Below are 21,226 nucleotides of genomic sequence, written 5' to 3'. Positions count from 1 at the left end.
TCTAACCTCCGCTGAAGCCGCGATTGATATGGCGCTCAGCCAGGCCGAACAGGGTCTGGCTGACTGCTGTCATGGCGAAGAACAGCGAGGCAGCGATGCAGTAAAAGAGAAGTGGCGAGCGCGTGATGCCCGCTGCGATAGCCGCCATACGCATGAGTTCCTGCATGCCGACGATGGAAACGAGTGAAGTATCCTTGATCGTCATCTGCCAGACATTGTTGATCCCGCCGAGAGCAAGTCTCAACGCGAGCGGCAACGTGATTCTGAAAAAGGCGACCGATCGAGGCAACGCCAAAGATTTCGCGGCTTCAAGAAGACCGTTGGGAACGGATTCCAAAGCGCCTCGCATCACCTCGATCGAATAGGCGCAGGAAATGGTCGCGATGGCGAGGATGCCGATAATGGACGGGTAGGCACTTTCAGCCATGTCTCGGTAGCCGAAGGCAACGGCTATCTTCTGCACCCAGTCGACAGAGCCAAAGAACAGGAGATAGATCACAAGAAGACCCGGCACGCCGCGGACGACGATGCTGTAGACATCGATCATCTGGGACAGCACCGGGAGCCGCTGCCAGCGCGCTATGGCAAACGGGACGGCTGCGATCAACCCGATCATCATGCCGACCAGCCCGATGCAGATCGTCACGAAGGCGCCGCGCAGCAATGCGAGTCCCCAGCCCTGCTCCACAACCAGCGACCAGATAGTTTCAAACATGGATGACACCCGTCGGGCCGCCGCGGGCTGCGACGGCCAGTTGTTGCGAGAGGATCACTTCTTGCACGGAATGGTGTAGTCGTCCTTGAACCACTTGAGGGAAGACTCCTTGATCTTACCTCCATCGATCATGTTGCAGAGCGCGGCATCTACCTTAGCCTTGAGTTGGGCATTCCCCTTGCGCATGCCGACACCCATGCCGTGGCCGAGGGTTTCAGGATCGCTCATCGCCGTAATCTTCACATCGATCTTCGTGAAGTTGGCGCCGTCCGGTGTAGCGAGGAAATCCATCCAGGTCGGGGAGTCGCCGAAAGCGGCATCCAGGCGGCCAGCCGCAAGATCAGCGGTCTGCTGAGTGGTGGCATCATAAGTCTTGAGATCGGCGCTGGTCGCCCGCTTGCCGATGAATTTGGCATAGGTCGTACCTGTCACGACGCCGACACTCTTTCCCGCGAGCGCCTTTTCGATCTCCTCGAGACTCTTGAGCCCGGCAAGAGCGGAATCTTTGGGGACCACGAAATAGAGCGGGGTGGTGGCGTACGGGATGGAGTAGTCGATCTTCTTCTGGCGCTCGGCAGTGATGCCAAGGCCGGAAATGATCACGTCGAAACGGTCGCTATCCATGGAGGGAACCAGCGAACTGAAAGCCTGCACCACGAATTTGCACTTCATCTTGAGTTCGGCGCAGATACCGTTGGCAACGTCGGCGTCGAAGCCGGTGACGTTTCCGTTGGCGTCGGCCATGCTGAACAGCGGCGCGTCCCCTTCCGTGCCGACGCGTAGGACGCCTTCCTCGGCGCGCGCGGCACCGGCTGCGGCGGCGAGCATGAAACCGGATACGAAAATCGAACGAAACGTTTGAACTGAAAGCATGAGTGTTACCCCTTTTCTTGTTCTGCTGAAGAAAGCCGCGATCACGCGGCGGCTTGCATGACGCTGGAGAGAAACCGTTTCACCGCCTCTGAGGCAGGGTTGCGAAACAACTCTTCCGGCGCATCGTCCTGCTCAAGGATACCTTTGCGCAGGAATATCATTCGGCTCGACACGTCGTGCGCAAACCGCATTTCATGGGTGACGAGAAGGATGGTCGCCCCCTCTTCGGCCAGCGTGCGGATCACCTTCAGCACCTCGCCCACGAGTTCCGGATCGAGCGCGGATGTGGGCTCGTCAAAAAGCATGATCTTTGGTCGCATCGCCAGCACCCGTGCGATCGCCACGCGCTGTTGTTGACCGCCTGAAAGCTGACTGGGATAGCGGTCGCGGAATTCGGCCATCCCCACCTTGGAAAGCGCCGAAAGCGCCATATCCTCGGCCTCCCGCCTTCCTTTCCCGAGCACGTAGACGAGCGCCTCTGTCACGTTGCCGATCACGGTCCGGTGCGGCCAGAGATTGAAGTTCTGGAACACCATGCCAGTCCGCTGGCGAAAGAGCCGGATCTTCGCGCGGTTGGTGATTTCGCTCTTGCCCGGTCGATTGGTGGTGATGGAGATTGCGTCGCCCATCACCTCGATCCTCCCTGAGGTCGGCGTCTCCAGAAAATTTATGCAGCGCAACAACGTGCTCTTTCCCGAGCCAGACGCGCCGATAAGGGATATGACCTCCCCTTCCGCCATCTGGAAAGTGACGTCGTTAAGGATCCTGACCGCGCCGAAATTCTTACTGAGTTCATGGACCTTTAGAACCGGGGCCATGTCACGGCGTCTTCGGTTCCATTCAGATCGCACCTTCTCAACATGGGGCTGGCCCCGGCTGTCCATCGTCTGCGCGAGTTCGTTAAGTGTTAGGCGACTGTGACCATCGCTCCCACTTTCGTCGGTGACGACGCCGTCTATGGCGCTCCTCCTCGAAACGGTTCGATATCCCTTGCTGTCAGTCACGTTCATCGGCTCGCTGCCTCTAGCAACTATTTGAAACCAATCTCGGGATTCTTAGGACCAATATGACATTGGTATCGCAACCGGTGTCAAGATAGATCAAATTGGTTGCGAGAAAAATCTGCAGGAACAGCTTACATTTGGCGCGTCGGATCCAATTCGCGGAATGAAGATCATCGCAACCGCCCCTCGCCCGGCCCTCAGCCGAACATAGACTCGCCTATCGCTTCCTAAACAGAATGTTCGGGCCCGCTCCGCCGGGCCGCCCACGCGTCGCCGCCGGCGCCGAGCCCGCGCCAGCGGCAATAAGGGACGGCGGCGGCCAGGTGACGGTCTTAAGGCGGCCGAGGAAACCCAGATCCGCATGTTCGAGCACGTCGCACATGGCGACCAGATCCCACGCGCCGGCAAGCGCCTCCTCTCAATACCGCCGTCGCGGAACGATTAGCCGCTGCTCGATGTTGATGCGACATCGGATGGCGAATCCATGGAACGGCGCGACAAGGAACAGGAGAACCTTTCCCGGCTCGAACGGGCCGCGCAGCGGACTGCCGATCCGAAAACGATCCAGCAGCAGGCGAAAAAGCCCGCGGAAAAGTTCCGCTTCAGCTTCCGCAAGGAAGACCTCTGGTGGACGGCTGGCTTCGCTGCCGCTGCCTTGCTGCTCTTTGCCGTCCAGCTTCTCATCAATTGGCGCTCGGAATGGCTCGACGCGACCTTGCGCGTCCGCGTGCTGAACTATGTCTGGGGCGGCCTTCTCATTTTCGTCATGCTGACGATAGCGAATATCGTCGAAGTCTTTCTCATCGGCCGCATTCCCAATCGTGTCTCGCGTTTCAACCTGAAACGAATTTTTCGATTGATCGTCGTGGTCGCCGTCGTCTTCGTGGCCATCTCGGTTCTGTTCGTGAACTGGTACGCCGCCGTCGTTTCGCTCGGCCTGATTTCACTGACTCTCGGCTTCGCGCTGCAGATGCCGATCTCCAGTTTCATCGCCTGGATCTATATTCTGGCCCGGGCGCCCTATCGCGTCGGCGACCGGATTCGCATCGGCGACGCCCATGGCGATGTCATCGACGTCAGCTATCTCGACACGACGTTGTGGGAATTCGGCGGCGAACATCTTTGGACCGATCATCCGAGCGGACGCGTCATCAAGTTCCCCAACTCCACCGTGTTCGACACGCCGGTCTTCAACTATTCCTGGCCGCTGTTTCCCTATGTCTGGAACGAGATCAAGTTCCAGCTCGCCTACGACAGCGACCTGGAATTCGTGGCGAAAACCATGCGAGAGGTCGTGGACGAGCAGATCGGCGACATCATGAGCCAGAAGGTGAAGGTCTATAAGGACATCCTGTCGAAAACGCCGGTGGACGAGCTGCAAGTGAAGGAGCATCCGGTGGTTCATTTTCGCTCAGCGAAAATACCTGGCTCGAAGCCATCGTGCGCTACCTCGTGCCGCCGAAGGAAGCGGGCCGCACCAAGACACGCTTGATCAAGGAAATGCTGGCGCGAATGAATGCAGAACCCGATCGCGTGCTGTTTCCGAAGAGCAATTTGCGGTGAACATCCCGGCAGCTTGGTAGAGCGAGGTCGTTCGCGTCCCTCTATGGCTTGTCAGTTCATTGGCCAGACGATCGCCAGCATCGGCACGGCAACAATGACGACAAGGAACGACAGCGGCAGCCCCAGACGCGGATAGTCGCTGAAACGATAGCCTCCCGGCCCCATGACAAGCGTGTTGCATTGGTGCCCGATCGGCGTGAGGAAGTCGCAGCCGGCGCCAATGGCGACAGCCATCAGAAAGGCTTCCGGCCTGTAGCCCAGATCGGCGGCGAATTCCGACGCGACGGGCGCCATGACTAGCACGGTCGCGGCATTATTGAGGAATGGCGTCACGGCCATGGCGGCAACGAGGATCAGCGTCAGGGCGCCGGGCGCCGGAAGAACGGTCCCGAACCTGGCAAGCTCCGCGGCGACCAGCGCGGTCGCCCCCGTAGTGCGCAGCGAATCGCTCACCGGGATGAGAACGGCGAGCATCACCAGGATTGGGCCATCCAGCGACTGGTAGACGTCGCGGAGCGGGATGACCTTGAACAGCACGATCGCGACCGCGGCCGCAAAGAAAGCGACGGGAACAGGGAGCAGACCCACGGCAGTCGTGAGCATGGCAAGGGCGAGGATTACCACGGGCACGATACCCTTGCGCACGCTGCCAAGAAGGATAGGCCTTTCCGCCAGCGGCAGGCAGCCTAGTCCGCGCAGTGTCTCGGGCATTGTGGTTGCATTGCCCTGCAACACGACGACGTCCCCGAGCCTTAGCTCGACCTTGGCGAGCCTGCGATCGAGGCGCTGGCCGCGACGGCTGACAGCCAGGAGGTTGACGTTGAAGCGATCGTAGAGGGCAAGTCGCTGGGCCGTCCAGCCGATCAAAGGCGAGCTTTCGCCAATGACGGCCTCGATAGCGACCATCTCGCTGGTGGTGACCTCTTCATTCACCCGATCGCCCGTGACGCTGAGCTTGCCTTGCGAGACAAGGCGATCCAGCGCCGCCGGGTCGCCTTCGAGCAACAGGATGTCGTTCACCTTCAGGACAGCATCGGGCAGCGGCGTCATCCGCATCGTCCGATTGCGCAGGATCGAGGTCACGACGGCATCGCCGCCGGCAAGCTTTATGACGTCGGCGACGGTTTTCCCAAGCACGGTGGAATCGCCGACAACGCGCGCCTCTGTGAGGTAGTCCTTGATGTCGAGGGCTTCATTCAGCGCCCCGCCGAGCTTTTCGCGCACCGGCAACAGCCAATAGAAAGACAGCAGAAAGATCATTCCGGCGGCGGCGACGGCCGCTCCAACGGGCGCGAAGTCGAACATTGTGAACGCCGTTCCGGTCAGCTGCTCTCGCACCCGGGAGACAACAATGTTCGGGGAAGTGCCCACCTGCGTCATGAGACCGCCGAGCAATGACCCGAACGCCATGGGCATCAGAAATATCGATGGCGAGGTGCCGGACCGGCGCGCGAACTGAAAGGCGATCGGGATCATGATCGCCAGCGCGCCGATATTCTTGACGAAGGCAGACAGGCACGTCACCACGATCACCAGCAGCGCCAGTTGCGAGCGAACTCCCGACAATTTCGGAGCAAAGCGCGCGATGGCGAGTTCCATGATGCCCGATCGCGCTATGCCTGCGCTCACCAGCAGAGCACTGCCGACAATGATCACGATATCGTCGCTAAACCCGCTGAAGGCTTTGTCAAAGGGCACAATCCCAACGGCGAGGGCGAGCAACAGCGCCGCGGCAGCGACGAGATCATAGCGATAGCGGCCCCATACGAACGCTGCCATCATCACGAAGGTGACGGCGAACGACAGGATTTGCGGCATGGTCATGTCTTCGGCTGCTCCGCAAGCGGCTGATCAGAACGCCCAGACTGCTCCTTTGTTGCTTTGGCCCGACGGTCTTGGGCTGCTGGCGGAGCTGAAGGCCATCGCGCATGAGCGCGGCCCATCGCCCGGCTCTGCCCTCGCGCGCGGGCGAAATTGCCCTATCGCTTGCTGAAGAAGCCGGACAGAATGTTCGGGCCGGCTTCGCCGGGCCGCAGCCTGATGCCGTCCTCGAAGCAGTTCAGCGTCACGCATTCGAAGCCGCTGTGGGCGAGCAACGCCACCAGCGAGTCGCGGTCGAAGTGGTGCAAATGCTCGTTGGGGAGACGCATACGCCAGCTTCGGAACCAGGCGTCGCCGTCGGCGCCGAGCTCGCGCCAGCGGCAATAAGGGACGGCGACGGCCAGGTGCCGGGTCTGCAGGCGGCCGAGGAAACCCAGATCCGGGATGTGTTCGAGCACGTCGAACATGGCGACCAGATCCCACGAACTGGCCAGCGCCTCGTCCCAACCGACAAAGCGGACCCCCGCGGGCAGCGGGAACTCGGCGATATCGTAGCCGGCGCAATCGGCGACCCCGGTTATCTTCGCGGCTTCGATGAATGTGCCGGTGCCGTATCCAATTTCCAGCACCGAGCGGGGGATCGCGCCGGTCAATCCCAGCACCCAGCCAAGCCGCTGATATCCGAGCTTGATCGTCCGGTCGCTCAGGTCCTCGTAATAGGAGATATATTGCTTGTCGTATTTGATCGGCGTGAAATCGATTTGATGGATCACCCCAAATCGGTCCACCTCGTAATTGTCCAACATCAGCGTGCTGCCCTCCGGATTCCCCCTTTCCTTATACGGCGGCGCTAAACGCAGCGTAACCGGCGGGGCCGGCGACGCAGCCAAGCAAGCGCGACAGATGAGCGATAAGCCCCATTCGCCATTCCGCTTCGCCCCGCTTTCTGTTTCAATATCTCCTCATTCTCGGGAGAATCTCCATCTCAACCGATCCCTTCGCCCCTCTTCGCGAACGTTTCCTCACCCGCTGCGCCGGTCAGCTCGCGGAGCTGCAGGCGGCGCGCGAGGCGCTGCCCGGCTCCGACGTGACCAAGCTCGCGCATTCGCTCGCCGGCGCGGCCGGCACTTTCGGCTTTGCGGAGATCAGCGTGCGGGCGTCAGAGCTGGAAACGCTGCTCATCGAGCAGGCGGAAAGCGGCGATGTCCGCGCGGCGCTCGATGCCTTAATCGGGGAGATCGAGCGGACGCTGGCCTGACGGCACCCGCCGGGCTCACTTCTTGGCGGCGCCGAGGCCGGTCCTGGTCATCTCGCCCCAGCCCTGGTTGCCGCGCAAGAACTGCCACCAGCCCTTCACGCGCCAGAAATTGTTGAGCTGACGGTAGCCGAAATTCTCGATCACGGCGGCCGCCGTCAGAACGGCGAGATCCCTGGCGCGCGGAAAGCGCTGCAGCTCGGCCTCTTCCAGGATGAGCGAGCAGACGCTGACACAGACGCCATAGGTGAAGATCAGCGAGGTGAAGGCCAGGAGATATTCGGCCGACAGGATGCCGAGCAGCCAGAAGGCCGGGATCAGGATATAGCCCAGCACCTCCGCCACCGGCCCCATCACATCGACGATGAAGATGTGGCCGAAGCCGAGGAAGCCGACGCGGCCATAGCGCGGGTTCAAGAACATGGCGCGGTAGCGGAAGAAGCATTCGAGCGCTCCGCGCTGCCAGCGCGTGCGCTGCCTCGCCAGAACGCTCAGCGTTTCCGGCGCCTCGGTCCAGCACACCGGCTCGGGAATGAACTGAACGCGGTATTTGCGCTTCTTGTCGCGCATGTGGCGGTGCAGCTTGATCACAAGGTCGAGGTCCTCGCCCATCGAGCCCTTGGTGAAGCCGCCCACCGCCACCACTTCGGCACGGCGGAACATGCCGAAGGCGCCGGAGACCAGCATCAGCGTGTTGACGCTGCTCCAGGCAAGGCGGGCCATCAGGAAGGCGCGCAGATATTCGACCACCTGGAAGAGCGGCAGCAGGCGGCGCGGCAGATGCACCTCGCGCACCCTGCCGGCCTCGATCTTCGAGCCGTTGGCGACGCGGATTGTGCCGCCCACCGCGATGGTGCGCTCGGGATCGTCGATGAAAGGCTGGGCGGCGCGCATCAGCGCATCGGGCTCGAGGATGGAGTCGCCGTCGATGACGCAGAAGAGCGGCGCGCGGCAGACATTGATGCCGGCATTCTGCGCGTCTGCCTTGCCGCCATTCTCCTTGTCGACCACGAACAGCCGCTCGGTCATCGGCGAGGAATAGAGCCCGCGGATCGGCTTGTGCGCCAGCGCCTCGTCATAGGGCCGGTGGAACTTCACCAGCTTGAAGTCCTCGATCAGGCGCTGCAAGGTCTGGTCCTTCGAGCCGTCATTGACGACGATGACCTCGAAATTCGGATATTCGAGCGCCAGCATCGAATGGACGCTCTCCACCACATTCACTTCCTCGTTATAGGCGGGCACCAGAAGCGCGATCGGCGGCGCGACCTCGCCGTAGCGCTGCCAGAGCAGCGCCGAGCGCGCCACCGGCGGGCGCTTGGACAGCGCATAGCCGGCGAGGACGAGCTGCAGCAGATAGATCGTCGTCTGCGCCAGCCCGGCCGCGATGATGAACCAGGACAGGATGGTGGCGGCAAGGACGATCTCGTCGCTCCAGTCGGCAATCATGCGGCCGGCCCCTCGGCAAGAATGAGCGAGGCAGTGCGCTGGCTGCGCGAGACCTCGCTGTCGGCAATCTGGCGCAGCAGCCGCTCGCCCGGCTGGCCGAAGGAGCGCAGCGCGTTGGCGGCGGCATAACGCACGTTCCAGACCTCGTCGTCCAGCAGCCTGGACAGCGGCGGGGCAAGTTCGGGAAGGCCTAGGCGTCCCGCGGACTCGGCGGCGGCGGCGCGCACGTCCCAGTCGTCATTTGCCATTGCGCTCGTCAGGATCGCCGGCGCATCGGCGTGTCCGGTGAGGCCCAGCGCGCGCAGCGCCGCGGCGACAACCTCGGGCGAGGCATCGCCGACCAAGCCGGCGAAGAAGGCGGCAAAGCCGAAGCCGCCGGCGCGGGCGAGCGCGTCGATCGCGGCCGCCCTGATGAAGGGCACCGCGTCGACGCGCGATGCATGGATCGCAAGCTCGTTGAAGCGCGTACGCGGAAAGCGCCTGAACAGTTCGATCAGGCGCCGCGAGCGCTGTCCCGTCACGCCTATCTTGTCCAGCGCGACGCCGAGCAGGGGCAGGCTGCCGAGATCGCAAAGCGCGATGGCGGCGGCGATCCTGACTTCGCGCGAGCGGTCCTGGTCCAGCGCCGAAAGCAGGCTAGCCGTCGCATTCTGCGACCCCAGCGCCGCCAGCATCTCGGCCGCGTGGATGCGTTCGGCCACATTGCCCCGTTCCAGCTGCCTGCCGACGAGGGCCGGCAGGCCGCATTCGTTGAAGGCGACAAGGACCTCGTCACGCTCCTCGCCGCGCAGCAGCGAAACGAACTCGAAGCCGGCCTCGATCGCCACGCCCGGCGGCACCGAAAGAATGGCCGTTTTCAGCGTCTGGCGGTCGCGGTCTTCGGTGAAGGCGATCAGCGCCGTCAGAAGCTGGCGCCGCTGTCCGGCTCTGGCGCTGTCCCGGCGCTCCCGCAGCAAACGGCGCGCGATCAAAAACAGCATGATCACCAGGGAGAGCGCGCTGAGCAGTATGGAGAGATTCCAGACGTACCACATGGTCAGAACCGCGCCGTCAGCCCGAGCCCGAATATGCTTCGGTCGAATGTCGGGCGTTGTTCATGCGCGATGCTGGCGCGCAGCGTCAGCGGATCGCTGACGTCGACGGAGAGGCCGCCAAAGACGGTGCGCGTCGGCACCAGCGTGCCGTCGGAGATTTCGGGGGCGTCGGCATAGCCGCCGAAGAGATTGACATGCGGCGTCACCGCGAGGTCGGCACGAAGCACATAGCCGTCCGCGCGCGTCCCGATATCGTCCTCGGCATGCACCCAGCGGGCGGAAAGCCCCAGACGGCCGTCGAGGAGATAGCCCTGCAGCCAGGGCTGGATGCTGGTGACGTCGGCGTCGGCGAAATTGTCGTAGCTGGCGTCGACGTTGAGCGACAGCGGGCCGAAGACCTTCGCCGGCGCCACGACCTGCCACGAAGCGCCGGCGCCCAGCGAATAGCGCGCCAGAAAGTCGGCATCCGGCGTCGCCGCGGCCAGCGCATAGGCGGAGAAGGCCGGCGAGAAGGCCTGGTCGACGCGGCCCTCGATCTGGACGTCGGTGTTGCCGAAGCGGGTGGCGAGCCGCGTGCGGCCGGAGATCGTCGTTTGGGGCGACAAGCGATAGGCAAGGCCGGCCGAACTGTCGGTCCAGTTGCCGAGCCCGTCGGTGAGATCGCTCAGCTCGCTGCCGAGGTCGAGCCGCCATTTGCGCGGCGGCGGCACGGCCAGCCTTTGCTCGACATCGGCGGAACCGGGCTCGATGGCGAGCGCCAGGCTGTAGGCCTGCCGCGCGGCCTCATCGTCGCCCTCGGCACGGCGCACATCGCCGAGCCCGACCAGCGCCTCGGCATTGCGTGGATCCAGCGCCAGCGCGCGCTGCAACGATTGCCCGGCCCGCTGGTAGTCGGCCTCGAGCAAGGCGATTCTCGCATCAAGGTTGAGGGCCTCGACATTGTCCGGCGCCGAGGCCAGCACATCACCGACCAGGGCGCGGGCGCGCGGCGCGTCGCCCTGCCAGATCGCCAGGCGCACCTTGCCCAACCGCGCGTCGAGAAGGCCGGGCCTGATCGCAAGCGCCCGGTCGAAGAACCGCCCGGCCTCGTCGAAGCGCTGGGTGGAGCCGACAACGAGGCCGAGCGCGACCAGGGTGTCGGTGTTCCTGGGCGACAGCTTGAGCGCGCGGCGATAGGCGGTCTCGGCCTCGGGCAGCTTTCCCGCCGCCCGCAACCGCCGGCCCTGCTCCAACTGGATGGCGACGGGATCGGGCCGCCGGTGGGGCGGCTTCTTCGCCGGCGCCGCAGCAGCCGGAACCAGCTTCGCCTGGCTGGCCTGCTTGGCCTTGCGGATGTTCTCTAGAAGCGCTGCCGCGTCGGCATTGCCGGGCTCTGCCTCAGCGACCTTCTCGGCGAGCGGCAGCGCCGCATCCAGATTGCCGGAGCGGAATTCGACCTGGGCCATGCCGAAGCTCGCATCGCGATAGGCCGGGGCAAGGGAAAGCGCCCTGGAAAAGGCGTCGCGCGCCGCCGGCAGATCGTTGCGGCCGAGCTCGGCGAAGCCAAGCTGCACAAGAGCGTCGGCATTGTCAGCTTTCAACGCCAGCGCGCGCCGGAAAAGATCGGCGGCCTCGTCGAAATGCTGCGCCTGCCTGGCCTTGACGCCGGATGCGTAGAGCTCGTCGACAGTCTGCGCCAGCGCCGCGCCGGGAGCGGCGGCGATCGCCAGGATCAGGCATGCGGCAAAGGCTGAGTGCCGGCCGCGCCGCATCAGCGCTTCCCGCCCTTGCGGGCGATGAGACGCGCCAGCCGGGCCAGTAGCTCCTCGGGAATGAACGGCTTCACCAGATAATCGTCGGCGCCCTTCTCAAGCGCCGAAACGATGTCCTTCTCGGCCTTGCGCGCGGTCAGCATCACCACCGAAGTCTTCGACAGCACCGGGTCGCCCTTGATGCGCGCCAGCACCTCGATGCCGTCGGCCTTGGGCATCATCGCGTCGAGCACGATGATGTCGGGGCCATCCTGCTCCGCCTTCGCCAGCGCCTCGGCGCCGTCCACCGCTTTGATGACCTCGTAGCCCTTCGCCCTCAGCCTGAATTCCATCAGCTCGAGCAACAAGGGATCATCATCGCAGATCAGAACTCTTGCCTTCGCTCCATCCACCACCAGTCTCCGGTTCCATCGCCCCCCGGAGAGATGACGCCGCGCGATCTTAGATAAAGCCGATTCGCGGCGGCCGCATTTCGACACAATCACTAGATGAATATTGGGCCATGGTATAGGAGCGGCAAACGCAAAACCGACCTTGCCGACAGGCGTCTTTTGCGCGGCTTTCTCGCCGGCTAAACCGGGCCGGAACGCCCCAAAAGCAGCCTTCTCACCTCGCCTGCAAGCGCCAGCGGGTCGAACGGCTTGGCGATCACTCCCACGGCTCCCATGGCGAGATAACGCTCCACCTCATGCGTCTGGGTGCGCGCCGTGATGAACGCCACCGGAATCGCGGCCGTCAGCGGCGAATCGGCCAGGCGCCTCAGTGTTTCCGGCCCGTCCATGTCCGGCATCATCACGTCGAGCAGGATGAGGTCAGGGCGCCAATCGGCGGCATCGGTCAGCGCTGCGATGCCCGAGGCGCTGGACCGCACCTCGAATTCCGGCTCGAGTTCCAGCGACATCTGGGCGATTTCGCGGATGTCGTCCTCGTCATCCACATAGAGGATCCTTGCCGGCATAATCATCACTCCTTGGCACTGGAGGCGGGTCTGGCGCTATCGAGCGATGAGACCAACATGCTCCTGACCAGCCTGGCGACATCGATCTCCGACGCCTTGGTCTTGGTCATCATCGCCTGCACCCGGTCACCGAGGTTCTGATCCAACTCGGCCGCCGAGAACACGATGACTTGGGTTTCCAGCGGCAGATCGATGAGCAGATCCAGTCCCGATCCGTCGGGAAGCAGTATGTCCAGGATGACCAGGTCGAAGCGATGCTTTGCGACCGCCTTCCGCGCCTCCTGCAGCGTTTTGGCGGAAGCGATCAAGACGCCCGGACCCAAGCCAGCTGACATCACGGCAAGGACGCCCTCGTCGTCCTCGACGTGGAGGATCCTCGGCCTCCGCTCGACCTTGCTGGCGAGGATCTTGGCGAGAGCGGCGTGAAGGCGCGCTGAATCCACCGGCTTCTCCAGCCAGTCGACGATGCCGATGGCGGTTCCGTTCAGCGAGCGCCTGGCCTCGTCGGCGATGGCGGAGATGACGATGACCGAAATCTCGGAATTCACCGGTGAGACCCTGATGTCGTGGAAAAGCTTGATGCCGGATTCCCCGGCCAGCTTGATGTCGAGCGTCAGCGCCACATAGTCGCGGGAGTTCAGGAGCGCTTTTGCGGTACCGATATCGGGGGCGACATCGCTGGAAAAGCCGTCGGCGTCGAGAAGCGCTGCGATCACCGCAGCGATGTCGGGCTCATCCTCGCAGATGAGGACGCGCAGGCGGCCATCGCGCTTTCGCGACCGGCGCTCGACCAAAACCGGCTTCTCGACACTTCTCTGCGCTTCGGCAAGATCGACGTGAAACGAGGTCCCCTTGCCTTCCTCGCTTTCGAAGGAAACGGCGCCGCCGAGCTTTTCGACGATGGTCTTGACGATGCTCAGGCCCAGGCCGGTGCCCCCCTTCTTGCGGGTGCTGGAGGCATCGGCCTGCTCGAACTTGCCGAATATGCGGCTGCGGAACGCTTCCGGGATGCCGGCGCCTTCATCGACAACGGAGATGCGCAGCATGTCGCGCTCGCGACGCTGGAGCTTCACCATGACAGTGCCGCCGGGATCGGAGAACTTGATCGCATTCGACAGCAGGTTCGCCATCACCTGGTGCAGGCGATCGGGGTCGATATTGGCTTCGGCGCGCGGGGCATCGTCGACCAGGACGATGCGGATCCCGCTCTCGGCCATGTAATTGGAACTGGCGGCGATGGCCTGCTCCAGGACCGCACGCACTGGCATCTGCTTGATCTTGAAGGTGATGACGCCCGACTCGATCTTCTCCATGTCGAGAATGTCGTTGATGAGAAGAACCAGCCTTTCGCTGTTGTTGTGGGCGATGTTGACGAGGTTGGCGGCCTTGGGCGGCAGCTCGCCCGCGACGCCGGCTGCGATCAGGCCAAGCGAGCCACGGATGGATGTCAGCGGCGTTCGCAATTCGTGGCTGACCGTCGAAATGAAGTCGTTCTTGAGCTGGGCGTTTCGCTTCTGCTCGGTGATGTCGCGATTGTAGGTGATGACGCCGACGATCTTGCCGGCCTCGTCGCGGAACGGCGCCTTCAGAGTGTAGAGCCAGCCCTGCCTGCCGTCAGGCAGGAGCGCGGGCTGATCGATGCGCAACGTCTGCCCGGCCTCCAGCGCGCCCATTTCATCCTGCCTGAAGCGCTCGGCCACGTCCTTGGGATAGAAATCGAAATCCGTCTTGCCGATGAGGTCCTCGACGGAGGCGGCGCGCACCAGTTCGGCGGTGGCTGGATTGGCCGCGATGAAGCGCCCCTCCGCATCCTTCACGTTGAGACTATCCGGCAGCTCGCGAACCATGGCACGGAATATCATGTTGGACATGGCGAGATCGCGTCGCCGCTGCTGCCGGTCGAGCAGCACGGCAATGATGAAGGTGCTCAGGAAGCGGAACAGGAGCGACGGCAACGTGCTCTGCTGCACGAAGCCGGTCACGACCTGCGAGGGAATGACCAGAAGCGTGATCAGCCCGGCCAGCGCGACCGACAGGCCGAGGCCGAGTATGTCGAACGTGGTGCGCGAGCGGACCGCGACGATGTGGTGCCAGGCCAGACCGACGACGGCGGTGATCAGGATGCTCATGACGCCGACTTCGGCGCCCTGACCGCCCAGATGAAGACGATAGGCGATGGAGCCGGCAGCGGCGATGAACATCGCGGGCCATCCGCCGAAGAACGCGGCCGCTCCGATAAACGCGGCGCGCAGGTCGACGATGAAGCCGGAGACGGACAAGGCCGTCGCCATGGAAATGACCGCGCCCGCGCACATGACCACGCCCAAAAGCAGCGACTGTGCCCGCCGCGAGAGACGCCCGGTGAAATCCGCCACAAGGTCCCAGGCGACGATAAGGATGGAGACCAGGGCAAGATTGGCCAGGAGTGAGTGCCAGATCTCGGTCATGACTTTTCCGGCTCCGTTTTTTCCGACAAATACCGGCAAAACCTATCCGAGGTCTAAAGAGCGGGCGGAACCGGCCTAGTTTGCGGGGTGGTGAGCGCTTGGCGAAGGGCAGCGATCGACCGTCAAAGTGGCCTGATCGTGTCTGGCCTGCATCGCCCGTGGCCGAGCATTGTCGGGCAATGCTCAAGCTGCGCTCCACATCGAGGTTGCCGACGTTTTGTTGCTTTACACTGGCGACCGCTTCGGGCAGTAGGCCGGTGAGCTTGCCGCCGGCTGCCAGGTGGGCCACATCAGCGGGCAAACTGCCACAACGACATGCAGATTCGGGCCTCGGCGACGGCCTGCGGCTGCGGGCCGCGGCAAGCCGCTGTTTCCGTCTACAAGCCGCTTGCACTGAAGCTGGTTTTTTGCTGTGCCGTTCAGCAACGGCGTAGTGGCGCTGGAGTACCGACGCACAGAGCCGAAGAGCTGACCCGAGGATTTCAGTCCGCGCGCTACTTCTGCCGGAAGGCCGTATGCAGCGACGTGGTCAGCGGCCCCAGAATGTAGTCCAGCGCGGTGCGTTCCTCGGTGACGATCATGACCTGCGCCGGCATGCCGGGATAGAGCTGGATCTGCGGCGCGGCGGCGAGTTCCTGCTGATTCACCGCCACGTCGGCAACGTAATAGGGAAAGCCGGTCTTGGCATCGGTGACGCGATCCGCCGAGACGCGGGTGACGCGGCCGTGGATGACCGGCGTCGTGCGCTGCTTGTACGAGGTGAAGCGGACCTCGGCAGTCATATCGGCGCGCAGGCTGGATATGTCCTCGACCTTGACCTGCGCTTGAACGATCAGCGAATTCCTGGTCGGCACGATATCCAAAATGGTCTGGCCGGGCGCGACGATCGCGCCGGTCGAAAAGACGGTCAAGTCCATCACCTGGCCGTCATAGGGCGCGCGCACTTCGGCGCGGTCCACCGTGGCCTGTGCGGCAAACATCTTCGGCACCAGATCAGCAAGGTTCGACTGGGTGTCGATCAGCATGGCCGAAAGTTTTGCGCGACGCTCGTTGGTGAGCTGCGCGATCTGGCTTTCGAGTTCGGCCTTGCTCTGGCGATTTCCGGCGATCTCGCCGAGCGCCTGGTCGATCAGGCCCTGCAGATCGGAGGCCGAGCGGTCGAGCTCCAGGATACGCGGCTTCGTCGTCAGTCCCGCCTTCAGCAGCTTGTTGAGGCTTGCCTTTTCGTCGATCGTCGACTTGAGCTGCGCGCGAAACGATTCGACGCGCGCCTGCTTGCCATCGATCTGCTCGTCGAGCTCGGCGATCCGCTTCTGCAGGATCTGCCTGGCGCCGGCCATCGAGGCGCGCTGGCTCTCGAGGTCGGCAATCTGGTTGGCCATGGCGTCCTGCAGATAGGCCTGGTGCTCGGCTGTGATATCCTGCGGAAAGGCAACCGCCTCATGGCCGTCGAGCTCGGCGCGGATGCGGGCATCGGTGGCGCGCAGCAGCGCATATTGCTGGGAATAGAGGTTGAATTCGGACCGGGCGCGGGTGTCGTCGAGCAGCACCAGCACATCGCCGGCCTTGACGATATCGCCGTCCTTGACCCGGATTTCCTTCACCGTGCCGCCGTCGAAATGCTGGACGCTCTTGCGGTTGCCCTCGACCTTCACCACCGCATCGGCAAGCACCGCGCCGTTGAGCGGCGCGACCGCGGCCCAGCCGCCGAACACGCCGAAGAAGGCGGCGATGATGAGCAGGCCGATCCACACCGGTGCCCGGATCGAGTCCGCATTGGCGCCCGCATCTTCGGTGCCGGCGAGGTTGCGATAGGTAGCGGCGATATCGGTCATTGGGCCGCCACCGTGATCGGGGCCGCGCGCTGGTTGAGCAGCGCCACGATCTCGTTTCTCATGCCGAAGGCTTCGACCGCGCCATCCCGCAAGAGCAGGATCTTGTCGACATTGGCCAAAGTCGAGGGCCGGTGCGAGACGATTATCACCGTGCTGCCGCGACGCTTCAGCTCCAGCGCGCATTCGGCCAGGGCGCGATCGCCGTCGGCATCGAGATTGGAGCTCGGCTCGTCGAGCACGATGAGGTTCGGCAGGCCGAAGACGGCGCGGGCAAGCGCGATGCGCTGCCGGTAGCCGCCGGACAGCACCGCCCCGCCCTCGCCGATCTGCGTCTCGTAGCCTTGCGGCAGCCGGATGATCATCTCATGCACGCCGGCGAGCCGTGCCGCCTCGATCACCTCGCGGTCGACATCGGTCTTGAAGCGGCCGATATTGGCGGCCACCGTATCTGAAAACAGCTCGATGTCCTGCGGCAGGTAGCCGATATGGTCGCCGAGCGCCTCCCTTCCCCACTGCGTCATGTCGGCGCCATCGAGCCTGACCGTGCCGCGGCTCGGCTGCATGATGCCGGCTAGGTGACGCGCCAGCGTCGACTTGCCGGCGCCGGAAGGGCCGACGATGCCGAGCGCCTCGCCTGCTTCGAGCCGGAACGACACATCGCGCAGCAGCACCTTCTGCAGGCTGGGAATGGCGAAGCTCAACTGCTCGACGGCGACCTTGCCGGAGGGCTTCGGCAGGTTGAACGAGCGTTCGCCCTGCGCGCCGCCGTCCAGCAGCCTCTCGACCCTGCCAAGGGCGGCCCGCGCCAGGATCAGGCTGCGCCAGAGGCCGACGATCTGCTCGACCGGCTGCAGCCCCCTGCCCAGCAGCAGGCTGGCCGCAAACATCGAGCCGCCGGTGATCTGCCGCTCGATCACCAGATAGGCGCCGAGGCCGAGGATAAGCGACTGCATGGTGAGGCGCAGGAAGCGGATCAGCCCGGACATGACCGCTGCCCGGTCGCTCGCCCGCCCCTGCTGGCCGATTGCCAGGCCGCGATCGCGCCCCCAGCGCCGGACGAGGCCGTCGATCATGCCCATGGCGCGGATGACTTCCGCGTTCCTGAGGCTCATTTCGGTGAAATTGTAGTTGGCCGTGGCAAGGTCGTTGGCCTGCTTCAGCGGCGCCCGCACGATATATTCGTTGAGCACCGCCATGGCGATGAGAAGCAGCGAGGAGCCCAACGCGAAGAAGCCGAGCCAGGGATGCAGGAGGAAGATGATGCCGATATAGATCGGCGACCAGGGCAGGTCGAACAGGGCATGGATACCGCTGCCGGTGATCACCTGCCGGAAGGTGTCGAAATCGCGGATCGGCTGGCTTGGCGAGGCACCCTGCGACGGGGTTTCGACGGAAGCCGCCAGGATCCTGGCCGAAAGCAGCCGGTCGAGCCGCGCGCTGGCGCGCGTCAGGATCGCGGCGCGCACGAGGTCCAGACCGGCGAGCGCCAGGAACGCCGCAAGCAGCACCAGCGTCAGCATCACCAGCGTCGTCTCGCTGCCGCTGGTGACCACCCGGTCGTAGATCTGCAGCATGTAGAGCGGCGATGCGAGGTAAAGCAGGTTGATGGCCAGGCTGAACACCGCCGCAAACAGGAAATAGCGGCGGCAGGCGCGAAGCGCTTCCCTGACGATTTTAGGCTTGCCGTTCAATTCCAAAACCCCACTCGATACACGTCAGGCCGAGTTTTCAGAGGGGCGAGCCGCCGCTGCCGGCAGCCCGCCTGTCGGTTCACACCAGCTCGCTCGTCCCGCTTCCGATTCCCGTCAGGGTGAACTCCGCCGGATTGTAGGTCACGACCGTATGGCCCTCGCCGTCATCGGCGAGCTTGAAGCCGCTCGCATCGTAAGTGCCGAGCAAATGCAGCGTGGCATTGTGCGCGCCGTCCGAGACGGTCAACGTGCCGCCACTGCCATCCTGGCTCGCCTGATAGACGACCGTCGTTCCGACACCGAATAGGATGTCGTTGAGGTCCAGCTTGTCGTCGTTGGTGATACCGCCGATCCGTCCGCTGTAGTCAAAGGAGTCGTCGAGCTCCAGCGTGCCGGCCGCATTCTGCGCAAAGGTGACATCCGTCGACGAGGCTGCGCCGAATTCCAGCTTCGACAGGTTGCCGATCGTGGCATCGCCGTCACCGGTGACTTCGCCGCGGATGACAATGTTGCCGCCATTGGCCGAGAGCATGCCGGAATTCGCCAGCCCGCCGGCGACGACCAGGCCGCCCGAACCGGTCGCTTCCAGCATGCCGGAGTTGGTGACGACGCTGCCGCCGGTGTCGATGACCAGGGCATTGCTGCCAGAGGCGATGATGATGCCCCTGTTGTCGAGGCCGAGCATGCCATCGCCCAGTTGGCCGGCACCCGAGATCGTGTTGTCGACATTGACGAGCGTAACGTCCGGGCCGGTGCCGGAGATGACGTTGGCCGCGCTGTCGGACAGGACGACCTGCCCGCCGCCCTCAAGGGTCACGCCATGCTGGATGATCTGCAGCAGGGTCTCGGCGCCGGTCGAGTTCAGCGCAATGATGCCGCTGTTGTTGACCGTGCCGCTCAGCGGCAGCAGGGCGCCGTCGCCAATCGTCATGGTGCCGGCGTTGTTCACTACCGGTGTCTGGTCGAAGACAAAATTGCCGGCGCCGAGCGCGGAGGAGTGCACGCCTTCCAGCGTGATCGACTGGCCGTCGGCGAGCGTGATCACCGCATTGCCGCTGGCGTCGTCGGCGGTATGCGCCTGGACGTCGGCGAAGGTCTGGAAGCCGGAGTAGCCGATGAGGTCGATCTGGTCGGCGGCAGCATCGAAGCTGTGCACGGTATCGTTGCCGATCGGCTGCGAGAAGACGAAGAGATCGTTGCCGCTCGAGCCGGTGAGCACGTCGTCGCCCGACCAGGCAAAGATCGGCGAACCTGGCGCGTAGGCCTCGACGTTGTCGGCGATGAACACGCTGCCCGTGGTGCCGTCAGCATTGGTCCAGGTCATCTGGACGTCGAGCACCGCTGCGCCCACGAAATCGGCCGGCGTTGTTACCGTCAGCTCGTGCACGGCGGAGGACTGCACCGTCCAGGAGCCGTCGGCATTCTGCGTGGCCCCGTCGATGGTCCAGCCGGAAGGCAGATCCTTCACTATGACAGTGACGGCCTGACCATCCGACGGGTCGGTGAGTGCAAGGTTGATCGGCTCGCCGGCGGTGCCGGCGGGCTTGAGGCCACCTTGACTGGCGGGGTGGCTCAGGTTGCCAGCGCCGTCCTTAAAGGCCCCCGCGCTGAATGTCGCCGTATAGGTCGTACCGTTGTTGGGCTTGTTCACGAACAGAGTATACGTGTCGACTGTGTTGCCACTGCCATCGGTTGTCGTGCCCCATGTTCCGGGGGTCGTCGCCAGGAAGACGCCATTCGACAGTGCCAGCTTCGTTGAATCGAAGAACGTGTGGTTCATTCCGCTTTCGCTGAACTGAACGATAAGGGTGCTCGGCGCCCCGGCATTTCCCTGAACGCCGCTGATCAGCGTGATGCTTGGCGGCGTTACGTCGCCAGCGGTGTCGATGCCGACCGTGTCGGAGCCGGCGCCGCCGAGGTTGAGCGCGGCGTCGGTGTAGCTTCCTGCCGTCACCGACACCGAGCCGGTGCCGGTGAAGCCGTCGGCGGCGGTGAAGGTGGCGGTATAGACCAGCGGGTCGGCGGTGGCCGCAAGGCCGCTGATGGTGCCGTGCGTCGCCGTGATGTCGGCGGCGGTGAAGCTGACCGGCGCTTCCGAGAAGGTGAAGGTGACGACCGAGCTGTTGTCGCTATCGCTCAGCGCCGTGTCGACGATGTTGACCGCAACCGTCGGATTGACCCTATCGATCGTCACGCTGTCGGATCCGGCGCCGCCAGTGTTGCCAGCGGCGTCGGTGTAGCTGGCTGCCGTCACAGACACCGAGCCAATGCCGGCAAAGCTGTCATTGGCTGTGAAGGTAGCATGATAAGTCGTCGCGGTATCCTGCGTCAGGCCGGTGATGGTGCCGTTCGTCGCCGTGACGTCGCTCGCGTCGAAGCCGCTCGGCGCCTCCGAGAAGGTGAAGGTGACGACCGAGCTGTTGTCGCTATCGCTCAGCGCCGTGTCGACGATGTTGACCGCAACCGTCGGGTTGACCCTATCGATCGTCACGCTGTCGGATCCGGTGCCACCAGCGTTGCCCGCGGCGTCGGTGTAGCTGGCTGCCGTCACAGACACCGAGCCGGTGCCGGCAAAGCCGTCATTGGCCGTGAAGGTGGCATGATAGGTCGTCGCGGTATCCTGCGTGAGGCCGGTGATGGTACCGTTCGTCGCCGTGATGTCGGCTGCCGTGAGGCTGGCGCCGGGCGCCTCGCTGAACGTGAAGGTCACGTTCGAGCTGGGCGTTCCGTCACTCAGCGAAGTCGCCACGATGTCGACCACGACCGTCGGGTTGACGGTGTCGACCGTGGCCGTGTCGGTGTTGGAGGCGGTGTTGTCGTTGCCGACCGGATC

General features: G+C 63.9%; 15 protein-coding genes and 1 pseudogene. 2 read left to right on the top strand and 14 right to left on the bottom strand.

The genetic code is table 11. The features are described from left to right. Position 1 precedes the first annotated feature (1 nt). Genes EOD29_RS12595 through EOD29_RS12585 form a run of 3 tightly spaced genes read right to left on the bottom strand, consistent with a single transcriptional unit; the run spans position 2 to position 2,406 of the window. Positions 2-715 (bottom strand): ABC transporter permease subunit, encoded by a 714-nt coding sequence (locus EOD29_RS12595; RefSeq protein WP_127246867.1) that lies wholly within the window; start codon positions 713-715, stop codon positions 2-4. A gap of 54 nt (positions 716-769) precedes the next feature. After that, positions 770-1,588 (bottom strand): transporter substrate-binding domain-containing protein, encoded by an 819-nt coding sequence (locus tag EOD29_RS12590; RefSeq protein WP_127216511.1) that lies wholly within the window; start codon positions 1,586-1,588, stop codon positions 770-772. A gap of 41 nt (positions 1,589-1,629) precedes the next feature. Continuing rightward, positions 1,630-2,406, bottom strand: coding sequence for an amino acid ABC transporter ATP-binding protein (locus EOD29_RS12585; RefSeq protein WP_127247006.1), 777 nt, complete (start codon positions 2,404-2,406; stop codon positions 1,630-1,632). A gap of 670 nt (positions 2,407-3,076) precedes the next feature. Here EOD29_RS12585 and EOD29_RS12575 point away from each other — a divergent pair. Continuing rightward, positions 3,077-4,155, top strand: a pseudogene (locus EOD29_RS12575) (mechanosensitive ion channel family protein). 51 nt (positions 4,156-4,206) lie between these two features. Here EOD29_RS12575 and EOD29_RS12570 read toward each other — a convergent pair. Together EOD29_RS12570 and EOD29_RS12565 are read right to left on the bottom strand one after the other, a co-directional pair. Continuing rightward, complete coding sequence (locus EOD29_RS12570; protein ID WP_127246866.1) at positions 4,207-5,979, bottom strand: SLC13 family permease; 1,773 nt, start codon at positions 5,977-5,979, stop codon at positions 4,207-4,209. 155 nt (positions 5,980-6,134) lie between these two features. Continuing rightward, positions 6,135-6,866 carry a class I SAM-dependent methyltransferase gene (locus tag EOD29_RS12565; protein ID WP_245475329.1) on the bottom strand — a complete coding sequence of 244 codons (732 nt, stop codon included), beginning with the start codon at positions 6,864-6,866 and terminating at the stop codon, positions 6,135-6,137. Between the two features lie 20 nt (positions 6,867-6,886). Between EOD29_RS12565 and EOD29_RS37145 the strand changes: the two genes are divergently transcribed. After that, positions 6,887-7,234 carry an Hpt domain-containing protein gene (locus EOD29_RS37145; protein ID WP_164763762.1) on the top strand — a complete coding sequence of 116 codons (348 nt, stop codon included), beginning with the start codon at positions 6,887-6,889 and terminating at the stop codon, positions 7,232-7,234. Between the two features lie 15 nt (positions 7,235-7,249). Here the strand turns inward: EOD29_RS37145 and EOD29_RS12555 are convergent, their stop codons facing one another. From EOD29_RS12555 to EOD29_RS12515, 9 genes are all read right to left on the bottom strand, one after another. Next, positions 7,250-8,677, bottom strand: a complete 1,428-nt coding sequence (locus tag EOD29_RS12555; protein ID WP_164763749.1) for a glycosyltransferase family 2 protein — start codon at positions 8,675-8,677, stop codon at positions 7,250-7,252. Next, positions 8,674-9,711, bottom strand: a complete 1,038-nt coding sequence (locus tag EOD29_RS12550) for a HEAT repeat domain-containing protein (protein WP_127246864.1) — start codon at positions 9,709-9,711, stop codon at positions 8,674-8,676. Before EOD29_RS12550 ends, EOD29_RS12555 begins: the two co-directional genes overlap by 4 nt. Positions 9,712-9,713: 2 nt before the next feature. Next, a complete protein-coding gene (locus tag EOD29_RS12545; protein ID WP_127246863.1) occupies positions 9,714-11,462 on the bottom strand; it encodes a YaiO family outer membrane beta-barrel protein in 1,749 nt (582 codons plus the stop codon). Then, positions 11,462-11,854 (bottom strand): response regulator, encoded by a 393-nt coding sequence (locus EOD29_RS12540; RefSeq protein WP_127246862.1) that lies wholly within the window; start codon positions 11,852-11,854, stop codon positions 11,462-11,464. Before EOD29_RS12540 ends, EOD29_RS12545 begins: the two co-directional genes overlap by 1 nt. Positions 11,855-12,033: 179 nt before the next feature. Then, entirely contained in the window at positions 12,034-12,420 is a 387-nt protein-coding gene (locus tag EOD29_RS12535; protein WP_095801341.1) for a response regulator, read from the bottom strand. Positions 12,421-12,425: 5 nt separating this feature from the next. Then, positions 12,426-14,867 (bottom strand): ATP-binding protein, encoded by a 2,442-nt coding sequence (locus tag EOD29_RS12530; RefSeq protein ID WP_127246861.1) that lies wholly within the window; start codon positions 14,865-14,867, stop codon positions 12,426-12,428. 494 nt (positions 14,868-15,361) lie between these two features. Next, positions 15,362-16,702 (bottom strand): HlyD family type I secretion periplasmic adaptor subunit, encoded by a 1,341-nt coding sequence (locus tag EOD29_RS12525; RefSeq protein WP_127246860.1) that lies wholly within the window; start codon positions 16,700-16,702, stop codon positions 15,362-15,364. After that, on the bottom strand, positions 16,699-18,393 hold the full coding sequence (locus EOD29_RS12520; RefSeq protein ID WP_127239971.1) for a type I secretion system permease/ATPase: 1,695 nt from the start codon (positions 18,391-18,393) through the stop codon (positions 16,699-16,701). Before EOD29_RS12520 ends, EOD29_RS12525 begins: the two co-directional genes overlap by 4 nt. Before the next feature lie 79 nt (positions 18,394-18,472). Continuing rightward, on the bottom strand, positions 18,473-21,226 hold a 2,754-nt coding region (locus EOD29_RS12515), incomplete at its 5' end, for an Ig-like domain-containing protein (RefSeq protein ID WP_245475328.1).

Origin of the sequence: Mesorhizobium sp. M1A.T.Ca.IN.004.03.1.1, assembly GCF_003997555.1 — a bacterium.
In the GTDB taxonomy this organism is placed as follows: Bacteria; Pseudomonadota; Alphaproteobacteria; order Rhizobiales; family Rhizobiaceae; genus Mesorhizobium.
Note: the sequence above shows the minus strand (reverse complement) of the source record. Positions and strands in the feature narration are given on the sequence as shown.

What these genes read in the sequence shown, in the direction of transcription:
- EOD29_RS12595 (WP_127246867.1), bottom strand. Translation starts at nt 715, where the DNA reads ATGTTTGAAACTATCTGGTCGCTGGTTGTGGAGCAGGGCTGGGGACTC.
- EOD29_RS12590 (WP_127216511.1), bottom strand. Translation starts at nt 1,588, where the DNA reads ATGCTTTCAGTTCAAACGTTTCGTTCGATTTTCGTATCCGGTTTCATG.
- EOD29_RS12585 (WP_127247006.1), bottom strand. Translation starts at nt 2,406, where the DNA reads ATGGCCCCGGTTCTAAAGGTCCATGAACTCAGTAAGAATTTCGGCGCG.
- EOD29_RS12570 (WP_127246866.1), bottom strand. Translation starts at nt 5,979, where the DNA reads ATGACCATGCCGCAAATCCTGTCGTTCGCCGTCACCTTCGTGATGATG.
- EOD29_RS12555 (WP_164763749.1), bottom strand. Translation starts at nt 8,677, where the DNA reads ATGATTGCCGACTGGAGCGACGAGATCGTCCTTGCCGCCACCATCCTG.
- EOD29_RS12550 (WP_127246864.1), bottom strand. Translation starts at nt 9,711, where the DNA reads ATGTGGTACGTCTGGAATCTCTCCATACTGCTCAGCGCGCTCTCCCTG.
- EOD29_RS12545 (WP_127246863.1), bottom strand. Translation starts at nt 11,462, where the DNA reads ATGCGGCGCGGCCGGCACTCAGCCTTTGCCGCATGCCTGATCCTGGCG.
- EOD29_RS12535 (WP_095801341.1), bottom strand. Translation starts at nt 12,420, where the DNA reads ATGCCGGCAAGGATCCTCTATGTGGATGACGAGGACGACATCCGCGAA.
- EOD29_RS12530 (WP_127246861.1), bottom strand. Translation starts at nt 14,867, where the DNA reads ATGACCGAGATCTGGCACTCACTCCTGGCCAATCTTGCCCTGGTCTCC.
- EOD29_RS12525 (WP_127246860.1), bottom strand. Translation starts at nt 16,702, where the DNA reads ATGACCGATATCGCCGCTACCTATCGCAACCTCGCCGGCACCGAAGAT.